Genomic DNA, 12,670 nt, shown 5'->3' on the forward strand with positions numbered 1-12,670 from the left:
TGATGATTTATCCCATATTTCTATATTATTAAAATAAGCCATACTTAATCAAATAGGCAATCTAAAAATGAATATTTCAAGAAAAACAGCTCTGGTTACTGGTGCATCACGTGGTATTGGCCGTGCTATTGCAGAACGTTTAGCTCAAGATGGTTTTTATGTGATTGTTAACTATGCTGGCAATAAAGTGCATGCCCAAGCCACTGTAGAACATATTATTGAGCAAGGTGGTCAAGCCTCAGCTATTCAAGCGGACGTTGCAAATGAACATGAGGTGAGCCGTTTGTTTCAAGAGGCAAAGGCCATTAATGGTCAAGTAGATGTGGTAGTTCATAGTGCTGGTATTATGCCTATGGCAAAAATTACACCTGAAAGCCTGCCAGATTTCGATAAAGTAATTCATACCAATTTACGTGGCGCGTTTTTAATATTGGCGCATGCGGCCGAAACAGTGCCAGATGGTGGCCGGATTATTGCGCTTTCAACCAGTGTAATTGCCAAATCTTTTCCTTTATATGGTCCTTATATTGCTTCAAAAGCAGGTGTCGAAGGTTTGGTACATGTGTTAGCAAATGAGTTACGTGGACGCAATATCACTGTAAACGCCGTTGCACCCGGCCCGACAGGCACTGACCTTTTTTATAATGGAAAAACTGATGAACAAGTAGCGGCTATTGCAAAACTTGCTCCATTGGAAAGAATCGGGACACCTGACGAAATTGCTGGCGTAGTTGCCATGCTGGCTGGTCCAGATGGACGTTGGGTAAATTCACAAGTCATTCGAGTAAATGGTGGATTTGCTTAATTTTTAAAACCTTGTGGATTATTTTAATTCACAAGGTTTTTTACTAACTATTAAAATTTCTTAAATCTATTTTATTTTAATAAGTTTATAAGATTAACTAATACTATTTTTATAAAAATATCCCTCATTCTTATTTATCAAAATAATATATATAAATAGATATTCCTTATTTTTGCTTATATTTAAAACCGCGTAAATTGAACCTTAACAATCTGAATCAAAGATAAGGATATATTCAATGAACGCTAAATTAAATACTGAAACTCCGCAAAGTTTTATCTCAAATGGTTCAAATACATCCTTTTCAACCGAAGATATTCTTGCTAAAGCACAGCAATATGCACAAGAACACGAACTAAATTTTAGTGGCAGTTTATCACCTGTTGAAGCATGGCAACTCGTACAACAAGGAGAAGCTGTTTTAGTTGATGTGCGTACCAATGAAGAACGCAAATTTGTGGGTTATGTCCCTGAAAGTGTTCATGTCGCTTGGGCAACAGGCACGTCATTTAACCGTAATCCACGCTTTTTAAAAGAACTTGAATCAAAAGTTGGCAAAGATAAAACCATTCTTTTGTTATGCCGTAGTGGTAACCGTTCAGCACAAGCTGCCGAAGCCGCATTTAATGCAGGGTTTGAGCATATTTATAACGTTCTTGAAGGCTTCGAAGGTGATCTAAATGATCAGCAACAGCGTAATCAGAAAAATGGCTGGCGCATCCACCAACTTCCTTGGCAACAAGACTAATACTTCAATCAATTTTCAGTGAATCAAGGAAAGCTTGTGACTCAATGGAACATTAATGCGGTTGTACAAGGTTTACAACAAGCAAGGCATGACTGGCGTCAGCAGCAGCACAGAACCAAAGAATTTGGGGGCCGTGAACTTCCATCTAAAGAAGCTTTAAAGGCCATTTTAGATGACCTGTGCGGGATTTTATTTCCAATGCGTTTAGGCCCTGCCGACTTACGTCAAGAAACTGAAGATTCTTATATTGCCTATACTTTAAATCGGGTGCTGACAGCCTTACATGCTCAAGTGCAACTGGCTTTGAATTATGAAGCAAAACGTCATTTGGGCCATTCAAACCTAGTGCAGCAGCCACAAGAACTTGCTCAAACTATTGTGCAGGATTTTGCCAACACTTTGCCCTCTATCCGGCGCCTTTTAGACGGCGATGTGCGAGCGGCTTATGAAGGTGATCCAGCGGCGCATAGTGTGGATGAGGTATTACTTTGCTATCCGGGCATATTTGCGATTATTTATCACCGAATTGCGCATCAACTGTATGCCCAAGTGCCTTTATTGTCGCGCATTATTTCCGAGTTGGCCCACTCTACAACAGGTATTGATATTCATCCGGGTGCGCAAATCGGCAAAGGATTTTTCATTGATCATGGTACGGGTGTGGTGATTGGTGAGACTTGTGTGATTGGGGAACGCGTTCGTATTTATCAGGCCGTGACCCTTGGAGCAAAACGCTTTGAAACCAATGATGATGGTGGTTTGAAAAAAGATTATATACGCCATCCGATTGTTGAAGATGATGTCGTGATTTATGCAGGCGCCACTATTTTAGGCCGTATTACCATTGGTCGAGGGTCAATTATTGGGGGGAATGTCTGGCTTACACATAGTGTGGCCGCAGGTAGCCAGATTTTACAGTCACCGAATGAGTCTTATCAAAAAAATCATATTGCCAGTTAAAAACTATAGATGTGAAATAAATAGATAAGGAGATAAATAAACAAAAAACTTATGTATTAACTAAATGCTTATTTCTAGTTTAAATATATTTTTATTTAGAAAATAGATAACTCATTAATAAGCTCAGTATTTAAAAAATTTATAACGCGATTTTAATTTTAAAACCAGAACTAATTCTAGTTTATATGCATCCTAGAATTTTTATTTTCAAAAAGCCAATGTAATAAGGAAAAATGATTCATGGCGAAAAATACAGATAAAGCCCAACTTGCACTTGGGGACCATGCGGCCCGTCAACTGGCCAATGCAACCAAAACAGCTCCCCAGCTTTCTACAATTACTCCCCGCTGGCTGACTCATTTACTTCAGTGGATTCCTGTTGAAGCAGGTATTTATCGCCTAAACCGTGTCAATAATACCGATGATATTCAGGTGGCTTGTACACAACGTGATGAAGCAACTTTACCTCAGACTTTTGTCGATTATGATCCAGAGCCGCGTGAATACTTTTTAAATGGTGTTTCTACTGTTTTAGATGTGCATACACGTGTAGCCGACCTTTACAGCAGCCCACATGACCAAATTAAAGAACAACTTCGCTTAACCATTGAAACCATTAAAGAACGTCAAGAAAGTGAGCTCATCAATAATCCTGAATACGGTTTACTGGCAAGTGTGACAGATGACCAACGTATTTCGACTTTAAATGGCCCACCTACTCCAGATGATCTTGATGACTTATTACGTAAAGTCTGGAAAGAACCGGGGTTTTTCTTAGCGCATCCTGATGCAATTGCAGCATTTGGCCGTGAATGTACACGCCGTGGTGTACCACCTCCAACGGTTAGCTTATTTGGTTCACAATTCATTACATGGCGCGGAATTCCACTTATTCCATCTAATAAAATTCCTGTAGAAGATGGCAAAACTAAAATCTTGCTGCTTCGTGTTGGTGAAAAGCGTCAAGGGATTGTTGGTTTGTTCCAGCCGGGTCTTGCTGGTGAACAGTCACCAGGGCTTTCAGTACGTTTTATGGGAATCAACCGTAATGCGATTGCATCGTATCTAATCTCATTATATTGCTCACTTGCAGTATTGACTGATGATGCGTTGGCAGTATTAGATGATGTGGAGGTGGACAAATATCATGACTACCCAGTTAACTACAAGTAATCTGCAAGGTAGTCCAACGGGGCCTGAAGTGACTGGTGTTAACCCACCAGCCAACTTCCCTGATGAGTCCACTATTGCTCGACTTGCTAATGAGTTTTTTTCAGCATTGCCAAGTTCAAGCAGTTCAGCTTCTCCATCGGGCCTTAACTTGGATTTACCTGTCGGAGCGCCACCGCACCCACCACAACCAGGTGAACCATTCTCTGCTCTCAGTGGTCGTGCGCCCAATATCGCGTTTCAGAAAAGTCTCAATCCAGAATATCCTGAGCATATTCCAAATTTGCCAGACTACCCTGAACGTCGAATTGTAGCGTCTGCACCTGTGGTTGGTGGAGCTAATTTGCCACGCCCACCATTTGAACCACTTTTGCCACAAGCTGCTCATAGTGAACCCAATGTGCCACGCATTGAACCAAACTTACCCACTGGTGCAGGTGAATCACCTTATTATTTTTTAAATGATTTTTCTGCTCCCAATACAGAAGAACCGTCTGTTAAAGGTGTTGAAGATAATTATTCAGTTGCACAGTCTTTTCAGTTGCCACATGGTGACCAGCTGAAGTCATTACTGACGGAAGATCGTTTTGCAACGAACACGCCCACCCAAAGTTCGGCAAGCTCTGCATTTTATTTTTTAGACTTGCCTCAAAGTGGACAAAGTTATAGTCACTATCAACCATCGCAACCCACTTTTGTAGCAAGCAGTGCTCAACCACTCGATGTGCATGCCATACGTCGCGATTTCCCAATTTTACAGGAACGCGTCAATGGTCGACCTTTGGTCTGGTTTGATAATGCAGCGACTACACAAAAACCGCAGCGCGTGATTGATCGGATTGCTTATTTTTATCAGCATGAAAACTCAAATATTCACCGTGCTGCCCATGAGTTAGCGGCTCGTGCAACCGATGCCTATGAGCATGCAAGAAATGTAGTGGCCCGATTTATTGGTGCACCCTCTTCTAAAGAAATTATCTTTGTTCGAGGAACAACCGAAGGCATTAATCTGATTGCAAAAACATGGGGTGAGCAAAATATTGGTGAAGGTGATGAAATTATCGTTTCTCACTTAGAACACCATGCCAATATTGTGCCTTGGTATCAACTCACTAAAAAAACTGGAGCGAAATTACGAGTCATTCCTGTGGATGACACTGGGCAAATTATTTTAGAAGAATTGCCAAAACTGATTAATGAGCGCACCAAACTGCTGTCGATTACTCAAGTTTCAAATGCTTTGGGTACAGTCACACCTGTTGCTGAAGTCATTAAAATTGCGCATGCCAAAGGTGTTCGTGTTTTAGTTGATGGTGCTCAATCTGTTTCGCACATCCCTACCGATGTACAAGCTCTTGATGCAGACTTTTTTGTGTTTTCTGGACATAAAGTGTTTGGTCCAACAGGTATTGGTGCGGTCTATACAAAACCAGAATTGCTAGAAAGTATGCCTGTTTGGGAAGGCGGCGGTAACATGATTCAGGATGTTACCTTCGAACAAGTAGTTTACCAACCTGCACCAAACAAGTTTGAAGCTGGAACTGGAAACATTGCCGATGCTGTTGGTTTAGGCGCTGCACTTGAATATGTCGAAAGTCTAGGCATTCATAACATTGCTCGCTATGAACATGATCTACTCGAATATGGTCAAAATGCGCTGAGTAGTGTGTCAGGTTTACGCCTGATCGGAACCGCACATCACAAAGCCAGTGTTATGTCCTTTACCTTACAAGGCTATTCAACCGAACAAGTGGGTAAAGCTTTAAATCAACATGGTATTGCTGTACGTTCTGGGCACCATTGTGCACAGCCAATTTTACGTCGTTTTGGTGTAGAACAGACCGTGCGTCCGTCTTTGGCTTTTTATAACACGACGGAAGAAATTGATTTATTGGTGTCGGTTTTACATCAACTTACGCGTAACAAGCGTACCAGTTAAATCTATTTTTGCAAAAAGGACTGCCTTCGAGCGGTCTTTTTTTATAATTAATTTGCCATCATTAAAATTCAATTTTTCAATGAGGAAACTATTAAAACTCAAATAGTCCTAGCACTATATTTACTCGAGCAAATGTCGTCTGCAACCTGCGTAGCATCAAAAAGATTCTGTTTCTGTGAAATACTAGTTAAATGAAATAAGTCGACAGGTTTTGCAGATGACAATGCTTTTGCTTACTTTGAGCGAAACCAAAGTAAGTCAAGCCGAAGGCGACTGAAGAAATTAAAACTTTAAGCGATAATACTCTGTCGTGCTATGCAATAGTTCGCAGATGATTTTAGCTCGAATTAAGAGTCATCAATAGTTCGGACAACTCAAAGTAGCTATCACCTCAGAGTCTTGTTATTTTAATTTCGATTTCTGGATTAAGCTTCGGCTCGAGCTAAGAGTCATCTACAGCCTGCCCATAATTTATAAAAATAATGTTTTTGCAACATTTTTTGATAGATGAAAACAGTGAACAGGTTCTGTAGATGACAAAGTTTTTTGGTTACTTTTTCCAAAAAAAGTAACAGAATTAGCTACGTTCTTCTGATGTATAAACGGTAAGACTCCGTCGTGCTACCCCATCCACTTATAAATAAAACCAACTTAAACAAACAAACTCCAAATCAATCTCAACGCAATCCCAATTAATAAAACTCCCATCACCCTCTCAAAATAAACTCCAAATTCTAAAAAACGTTTACGTACAATAGGCTGAGCAAACATTACACTCACCACCATAAACCAGATGGCATTGACCATACACATCCAGACCCCATAAAAAACCTGAACTTTCATTGGTGTAGTTGTACTTACAATCGTCGTAAAAATTGCCAGAAAAAAGATAGTGGCTTTTGGGTTTAACGCATTGGTAAGAAAACCCATTGTAAAAGCTTTAAATAAACTCGGCTTATCACTGCCTGCTTGGCCATTAATTTCAATATTGGTATTCGGCTGGCTACGTAAACACTGCCACCCCAAATAAATTAAATAGACTGCTCCCGCTGTTCTAATAAGCGACATGAGCCATTCACTTTGTTGAATCAAAAAACCAATCCCAACCAAGGTATAAAAGACATGAACCGAAATCCCAACACCAATACCAATTGCGGTTAGACATCCAATCAAATAACCATAACGTACACTTTGTCTGACCGTAATCACAAAATCTGGTCCCGGTAAAATCACCGCCATAAAATGAATAAGAGCTAGCGTTAAAAACTCATGTCCATACAACTGCCACATAACAATTTAGTTTCCTGAAAATCACCTAAAAGATTGTATTGCGATTTTTTAGACGCGATAATCCAATCAAAATCCAAATAACTTTTGCCTCATGAGCACAAATCAAAGTCTGATTCTATTAAATGAAATGGCGACTTTCGTTAAGGTTGTCGAATCGGAAAGTTTTTCTGAAACTGCCCGCCAGCTTGGTACAACACCTTCTGCTGTTAGCCGCGCCATTGCTCGTTTAGAACGTGCTTTAGGCACTCGCTTACTCTATCGGACCACACGGAAACTTCGTTTAAGTGAAAGTGGACAACAGGTTTATCAACGTTGTTTAGATATGGTCAATGCGGCACAAGCAGTCATGGAAAGCTCGGGTCAATTTCATGTCGAACCAGAAGGTATTATTCGTATGAGTGTTCCAAAAGCTGTGGGACATTTTATGATTCATCCGCATTTACCCGATTTTTTAGAACGCTACCCGAAAATTGATATACAAATGCTTTTAGAAGATCGCTATGTAGATCTGATTGATGATGGCGTTGATTTAGCACTTCGGATTACAGAGCAACCACCAGGTGGCCTTATGGGTCGAAAACTCATTGATATTGATCACTTGGTTTGTGCTACACCTGAATATTTAGCAAAGCATGGCACACCGAGCCACCCTCATGATTTAAAGCAGCATGAATGTATTTACTTGGGCGAACAAGCCAGTGACTCAAAATGGAAATTTCAACAAGGAAACAAATCGATCAGTGTGGCTGTGCGTGGGCGTTATGCAGCAAACCATACAGGTGTTCGTTTAAGCGCAGCCCTACAGCATTTAGGTATTGCGAGCTTGCCATACTTCGTTGCACGCCATGCTCTACAACAAGGTACCTTAGTTCAGGTTTTACCAGATTGGTATTTTAAAACCTATTACAGTGGTGGGCTGTGGTTACTTTACCCACCGACAAGGCATGTCCCGCCTAAATTGAGTGTGTTGATTCAATATTTGGCAGATAAATTAGCAGCAGAGCCGACTTTATTTAAATTAAAGTAATATAAAGTCAAGGAATTAGCACGATGGAATCCTACCTTTTAACCTCTAAAGCACTCAGCTAATTCTGTTACTTTTTTTGAAAAAAGTAACCAAAAAACTTTCTCATCTACAGAACCTGACCACTGTTTAGATCTATAAAAAAATATTGCAAAAACATTATCTTTATAAATTATGGGCAGGCTGTAGATGAATCCTAGCTCGAATAAATACTATCTAGAGTTCTAATCTTTAGAGGTTATTAGCACGATTACTCAACCAATAAATCTTTTGGATTAATCGTATCGCCATAGACTGGTTTTAACGTTTTTTCATAAGCCTGATGAATCACGCCTTCTTTTGCCAGTTTCTCTAAATCTTGGTTCAACCAGTCCAATAACTCTTTGTCACCCTTTTTCACTGCTGGTGCAATTAAGTCCTGCTCACCTAAATTGGTAATGCCAACCGTGTAATTTGGATTTTCTTTAGCCCAAGCTAAAACCAGCAAGTTATCATGGGCAAGCGCAGCACCACGACCATCTTTTAAAGCATCAAAAGTTTCAGTGTTTTGCTCATACTTTTGTAGTTTAATCTCAGGATGAGTCTTGATGAAGAATGAATCAGCCGTTGTACCTTTGTTTACCAATAAAGTTTTATCTTTAAGTTGAGCCACATCGGTAATCGGATGACTTTTAGGAGAAACCACACCGAGCGCCACTTTTAAATAAGGTTTAGCAAAATCGACCACTTCTTTACGTTCTGGTGTAACAGTAAAGTTTGCAAAAATAATATCGACTTTATTTGCTTTTAAATATTCAACACGGTTAGCCGCTTCAGTTAAAACAAATTCCACTTTGTTTTCATCACCCAGCAGATCTTTAGCAACATGCTTGGCAATTTCTACATCAAAACCCTGATTTTTACCTTGAGCATCTAAATATCCAAATGGCGGTTTATCACTAAATACGCCAATTCGTACCACACCATTCTTTTTGATCTGTTCAATACTCGATACAGTTTGTGTGGTATCTGCTGTTTTTTCAGTAGACTGAGTTCCTTTGTCACAAGCAACTAAACCTAAACTCAGTAAAGACGCAGCTAAAATATGCTTCACGTTTTGAAATGTTAATGTTGTCATTATTTCACCCTCTCGTTCTTGTAAAAGTCTTATTTAGAATCGCAGCGCCTACTTCTAGGCACTGCTCTAGCGACATCGAAAATTATTGGCCTACATCTAAAAACACATTCGGATTGACCGAGTCACCGTAAATTGGTTTCAAGGTTTCATCATAAATTTTCTTAATTTCACCACTTGTTCTGAGCTGCTTAATTTCAGTATTGAGCCAATTCAATAATTGGGTATTACCCTTTTTAACTGCTGGTGCAATAAACTCTTGATCACCAATAGACTGAATACCTGCCACATAACTTGGGTTCTTCGCGGCCCATGCCAAAGCATAGGTACTATCTTGTGAAATTGCGTCACCACGACCGTCAGTTAAGGCTTTGAAGGCATCCGAATTTCTTTCAAACTTAAGTAAATTCACTTTTGGATAATGCTTGGTAAAGTAGGTATCCGAACTTGTGCCTTTATTTACAATTAAGGTCTTACCTTCTAACTGGGCAATGTCTGTAATCGGCTTAGCTTTAGGCGAGACAATCCCAAAAGCCCCTTTTAAATAAGGCTCGGCAAAATCGACAACTTCCTTACGTTCAGGGGTTACTGTAAATGTCGCGAACACCACATCGGCACGATTTGATTTTAAAAACTCCACCCGATTTGAAGCTTCAGTCACAATAAACTCAACTTTCTTTTCATCACCAAGCAAATCTTTAGTCACCCGTTTTGCTAGAGCCACATCAAAGCCCTGATTATTCCCCGCACTATCTACATAACCAAACGGCGGATCATCGGCAAAAACAGCAACGCGTAGAACTCCATTTTTTTTGACTTGTTCTAAAGAATGGTCTTCTTGACTATTACTTGCCTGTTCAGTTGATGGGGTTTTACTACATGCAGTTAATAAAACCCCAGCAACAGCAAGACTGCTTAATATTTTTATTGAATTACGTTTAAACATTCACTTCCTCATGATTCAAATAATAAAAATTTAGTACGACAAAATATTTAAGAAGGCTTTCGCTCGTTCTGTTTTTGGCTGTTCAAAAAATTCTTCTGGTGAAGCCTGTTCAATAATCTTGCCCTTATCCATAAAAATAATGCGGTCAGCAACCTTGCGGGCAAAGGACATCTCATGTGTCACAATCAGCATGGTCATTCCTTCATTCGCCAATTTGAGTACGACATCGAGCACTTCTCTGACCATTTCTGGGTCAAGCGCGGCGGTAATTTCATCAAGTAAAATGACTTTAGGTTGCATAACTAGCGAACGCACAATAGCGATACGTTGTTTTTGTCCACCTGAAAGCTGGCGTGGATAATCAAGTTTTCGCTCAAATAGCCCCACTCGCTTTAATAACTCATCTGCTACTTGTTCAGCTTCATCACGATGACGTTTTTGTACTTTGAGGGGTCCAAGCAAAATATTGTCAATGACATTCATATGCCCAAATAACTCATAGTTCTGAAAAACCATGCCAATTTTTTGACGGGCGTTAGTCCAGTCCACATCTTTACCGAGTACACCTGAGCCAGTTAAACGAATTTCACCACCCTGAATCGGTTCTAAGCCGTTAATACAGCGCAATAAGGTACTTTTCCCACAGCCCGATGGACCTAAAATAACAACCACCTCTCCTTGTTCTACATCCAGATCAATGCCCTGTAAAATATGACTTTGTGCAAATGATTTCTGTAATTGTTGTATCGATAACAAAGACATAATTACTCCCAGACCTTTTCTAAATGTGCCGCCAAACGAGATAAGGGATAGCAAATCAGAAAATACAAAATAAAAACAAAGCCATAAATCCAAAGAGAAGCACTCGGTACGGTCAACAGCGAATTTTCAATAATTTGCTGACCCACTTTAATCACCTCAACCACACCAATCAGGACTGCCAAAGAGCTGGTTTTCACCATTCGAGTAAATAAATTAATCGCACCTGGCGTTACTCGTTTTAGACTTTGCGGGAAAATGACATAGACCAAGGCTTGTACATGGGTAAGTCCGAGCGCATAGGCCGAATCACGTTGATGCTGATCAATTGAAGTAATGGCTGCACGGACCAAATCGCCCATTTCTGCAGTACCCCACAAAACAAATACAACAATGCACACCCACATTGCAGAAAACTGCCAGTTAAACCATGTCGCAAAGCCGAAATAAAACACAAATAGCAAAACTAAAATTGGAATGATTCGAATGGCTTCTAAATACAACCGGCACAGCGATTTAACGACTATGTTTTTAGAAGTCATAATGACGCCGAAAACTGTGCCGAAAATTGCAGAGAAAAAGACCGAAATAAAAGCAATTTTTGCAGTTGCCCAGAGTCCCCACATTAAACGTTCGAGGTGACTTGCTTGAAATAGATAATCAAGTTCCATGGCTCACCTTCCGACTTCTGTGCTCCAGATAACTGGTTAAAATAGACACGGGCAATAAAATAATGAGATAAGCCATGATGAGTAAGAACAAAGCTTCGGTGGTTTTATAGTCCATACCAATTAAGTCTTTAGTGACAAAAAGCAGTTCAACGACAGCAATGGCACTAACCACAGAACTTTCTTTAATCAGAAATAGGCAATTTGCCCCTATTGCCGGAATTGAAATGGCAAGTGCTTGAGGAAAAATGACATATCTAAAAATTTGAGTCGGTTGCAAACCAATACTTTTTGCAGAATCAATCTGCCCTTTTGCAACAGATTGCAAACCTGCTCGGAAAGCTTCAGCCATATAGCTTCCACCTAAAAAGGTCAGTCCGATCACACCACAAGCAAAACCATCAATTTTGATACCCAGCTTTGGTAAACCGTAATACAAAAAGAACAGTTGAATTAATAAGGGGGTATTTCGAGATAACTCAATATAGAACTGGGCAATTCTATTTAGCACCCGCACGCGATATGTGATTAAAATGCTGCAAATTAGCCCTACAATAATTGCCAAAATAATACTGATAATTGAAATTTTCAGCGTGGTCAAAGTTGCAGAGAAAAATTGCGGCAACACACTATGGATATACTGCCAGTTCAAGGAAAATTCCAAAAAATAATATTAAAACGTTATAAATATTTAGCTTTCATCAGCTATTAAATATTTGTGTAAGAAGTTTATTTTTTTCCCAATTGGTCTAAAACTATTTTTATTAGATAAGCTTTTCTATAAGTTTGATAAATTCGATATGCCAATCGAAAACCTTCAAATCAGTTGAATACAACTGCTTAAAACATATTCACTAAAACAAAGATGAACAATAAATCCAATAAAAAATCGGACACCAAGGCCCGATTTTTTAAAATGATTTTTAATCTATTCTTTACTTTCTCAGTACATCGCCAATGCTTGGATCTTTATCAAAAACCGATTTAGCATATGGGCAAAGCGGAATCACCTTTACGTCTTTTTCACGAACAAAAGCCACCAAAGCATCCAGTAATTGACGACCTACACCTTGTCCCCGATAATTTTCATTTACATCTGTAGCATCAATAATCAGCATGCCTTCGCCTGCCCATGTATAAGTCATTTCACCTGCAACAGTTTCACCATCAAGTAAGCTAAAGCTGCCGTGTTTTGTATCATCTTTTTGTTGAATATTCACAATGAATTCCTCATATTATGGCTCAAA

Annotated in this window: 14 protein-coding genes; 7 read left to right on the forward strand and 7 right to left on the reverse strand. The window is 39.6% G+C overall.

The genetic code is table 11. The features are described 5' to 3' along the window. Positions 1-67 precede the first annotated feature (67 nt). The 5 genes from ACYU0V_RS10615 (at position 68) to ACYU0V_RS10635 (ending at position 5,622) form a co-directional block, all read left to right on the forward strand. Positions 68-805, forward strand: a complete 738-nt coding sequence (locus ACYU0V_RS10615) for an SDR family oxidoreductase (RefSeq protein ID WP_032034215.1) — start codon at positions 68-70, stop codon at positions 803-805. A 238-nt stretch (positions 806-1,043) separates the two neighbouring features. Then, on the forward strand, positions 1,044-1,553 hold the full coding sequence (locus ACYU0V_RS10620) for a rhodanese-like domain-containing protein (RefSeq protein ID WP_461847373.1): 510 nt from the start codon (positions 1,044-1,046) through the stop codon (positions 1,551-1,553). 18 nt (positions 1,554-1,571) lie between these two features. Continuing rightward, entirely contained in the window at positions 1,572-2,513 is a 942-nt protein-coding gene (gene epsC / locus ACYU0V_RS10625; RefSeq protein ID WP_167563759.1) for a serine O-acetyltransferase EpsC, read from the forward strand. A gap of 240 nt (positions 2,514-2,753) precedes the next feature. Next, the gene (locus ACYU0V_RS10630; protein WP_001107594.1) at positions 2,754-3,686 is read left to right on the forward strand and encodes a family 2A encapsulin nanocompartment shell protein; all 933 of its coding nucleotides are present in this window, start codon (positions 2,754-2,756) and stop codon (positions 3,684-3,686) included. Further along, positions 3,661-5,622 carry a family 2A encapsulin nanocompartment cargo protein cysteine desulfurase gene (locus ACYU0V_RS10635; RefSeq protein ID WP_461847380.1) on the forward strand — a complete coding sequence of 654 codons (1,962 nt, stop codon included), beginning with the start codon at positions 3,661-3,663 and terminating at the stop codon, positions 5,620-5,622. Before ACYU0V_RS10630 ends, ACYU0V_RS10635 begins: the two co-directional genes overlap by 26 nt. Positions 5,623-6,273: 651 nt before the next feature. Here the strand turns inward: ACYU0V_RS10635 and ACYU0V_RS10640 are convergent. Beyond that, complete coding sequence (locus ACYU0V_RS10640) at positions 6,274-6,912, reverse strand: LysE family translocator (protein ID WP_346523677.1); 639 nt, start codon at positions 6,910-6,912, stop codon at positions 6,274-6,276. A 91-nt stretch (positions 6,913-7,003) separates the two neighbouring features. On the opposite strand from ACYU0V_RS10640, the gene ACYU0V_RS10645 reads away from it, so the two are divergent. Continuing rightward, the gene (locus tag ACYU0V_RS10645; protein WP_461847382.1) at positions 7,004-7,939 is read left to right on the forward strand and encodes a LysR family transcriptional regulator; all 936 of its coding nucleotides are present in this window, start codon (positions 7,004-7,006) and stop codon (positions 7,937-7,939) included. Between the two features lie 247 nt (positions 7,940-8,186). Here ACYU0V_RS10645 and ACYU0V_RS10650 read toward each other — a convergent pair whose 3' ends face one another. The 5 genes from ACYU0V_RS10650 to ACYU0V_RS10670 all read right to left on the reverse strand — a co-directional run bounded on the left by ACYU0V_RS10650 (position 8,187) and on the right by ACYU0V_RS10670 (position 12,075). Then, the gene (locus ACYU0V_RS10650) at positions 8,187-9,053 is read right to left on the reverse strand and encodes a cysteine ABC transporter substrate-binding protein (RefSeq protein ID WP_461847384.1); all 867 of its coding nucleotides are present in this window, start codon (positions 9,051-9,053) and stop codon (positions 8,187-8,189) included. Between the two features lie 82 nt (positions 9,054-9,135). Further along, positions 9,136-9,996 (reverse strand): transporter substrate-binding domain-containing protein, encoded by an 861-nt coding sequence (locus ACYU0V_RS10655; RefSeq protein ID WP_000476797.1) that lies wholly within the window; start codon positions 9,994-9,996, stop codon positions 9,136-9,138. 30 nt (positions 9,997-10,026) lie between these two features. After that, on the reverse strand, positions 10,027-10,758 hold the full coding sequence (locus tag ACYU0V_RS10660; protein ID WP_033850216.1) for an amino acid ABC transporter ATP-binding protein: 732 nt from the start codon (positions 10,756-10,758) through the stop codon (positions 10,027-10,029). Between the two features lie 2 nt (positions 10,759-10,760). Next, entirely contained in the window at positions 10,761-11,426 is a 666-nt protein-coding gene (locus ACYU0V_RS10665) for an amino acid ABC transporter permease (protein WP_461847386.1), read from the reverse strand. Further along, positions 11,416-12,075 carry an amino acid ABC transporter permease gene (locus tag ACYU0V_RS10670; protein WP_001104465.1) on the reverse strand — a complete coding sequence of 220 codons (660 nt, stop codon included), beginning with the start codon at positions 12,073-12,075 and terminating at the stop codon, positions 11,416-11,418. Before ACYU0V_RS10670 ends, ACYU0V_RS10665 begins: the two co-directional genes overlap by 11 nt. A 64-nt stretch (positions 12,076-12,139) precedes the next feature. On the opposite strand from ACYU0V_RS10670, the gene ACYU0V_RS10675 reads away from it, so the two are divergent. Then, positions 12,140-12,253: a hypothetical protein gene (locus ACYU0V_RS10675; protein ID WP_081404750.1), complete on the forward strand. Its 114-nt coding sequence runs from the start codon at positions 12,140-12,142 to the stop codon at positions 12,251-12,253. A 105-nt stretch (positions 12,254-12,358) separates the two neighbouring features. Here the strand turns inward: ACYU0V_RS10675 and ACYU0V_RS10680 are convergent, their stop codons facing one another. Next, a complete protein-coding gene (locus ACYU0V_RS10680; protein WP_004642449.1) occupies positions 12,359-12,643 on the reverse strand; it encodes a GNAT family N-acetyltransferase in 285 nt (94 codons plus the stop codon). Positions 12,644-12,670 lie beyond the last annotated feature (27 nt).

The organism is Acinetobacter sp. X9, assembly GCF_054889255.1.

Coding starts and splice junctions, on each gene's coding strand:
- ACYU0V_RS10660 (WP_033850216.1), bottom strand. CDS start 10,758: ATGTCTTTGTTATCGATACAACAATTACAGAAATCATTTGCACAAAGT.
- ACYU0V_RS10645 (WP_461847382.1), top strand. CDS start 7,004: ATGAGCACAAATCAAAGTCTGATTCTATTAAATGAAATGGCGACTTTC.
- ACYU0V_RS10665 (WP_461847386.1), bottom strand. CDS start 11,426: ATGGAACTTGATTATCTATTTCAAGCAAGTCACCTCGAACGTTTAATG.
- ACYU0V_RS10635 (WP_461847380.1), top strand. CDS start 3,661: ATGACTACCCAGTTAACTACAAGTAATCTGCAAGGTAGTCCAACGGGG.
- ACYU0V_RS10655 (WP_000476797.1), bottom strand. CDS start 9,996: ATGTTTAAACGTAATTCAATAAAAATATTAAGCAGTCTTGCTGTTGCT.
- ACYU0V_RS10650 (WP_461847384.1), bottom strand. CDS start 9,053: ATGACAACATTAACATTTCAAAACGTGAAGCATATTTTAGCTGCGTCT.
- ACYU0V_RS10620 (WP_461847373.1), top strand. CDS start 1,044: ATGAACGCTAAATTAAATACTGAAACTCCGCAAAGTTTTATCTCAAAT.
- ACYU0V_RS10640 (WP_346523677.1), bottom strand. CDS start 6,912: ATGTGGCAGTTGTATGGACATGAGTTTTTAACGCTAGCTCTTATTCAT.
- ACYU0V_RS10630 (WP_001107594.1), top strand. CDS start 2,754: ATGGCGAAAAATACAGATAAAGCCCAACTTGCACTTGGGGACCATGCG.
- ACYU0V_RS10615 (WP_032034215.1), top strand. CDS start 68: ATGAATATTTCAAGAAAAACAGCTCTGGTTACTGGTGCATCACGTGGT.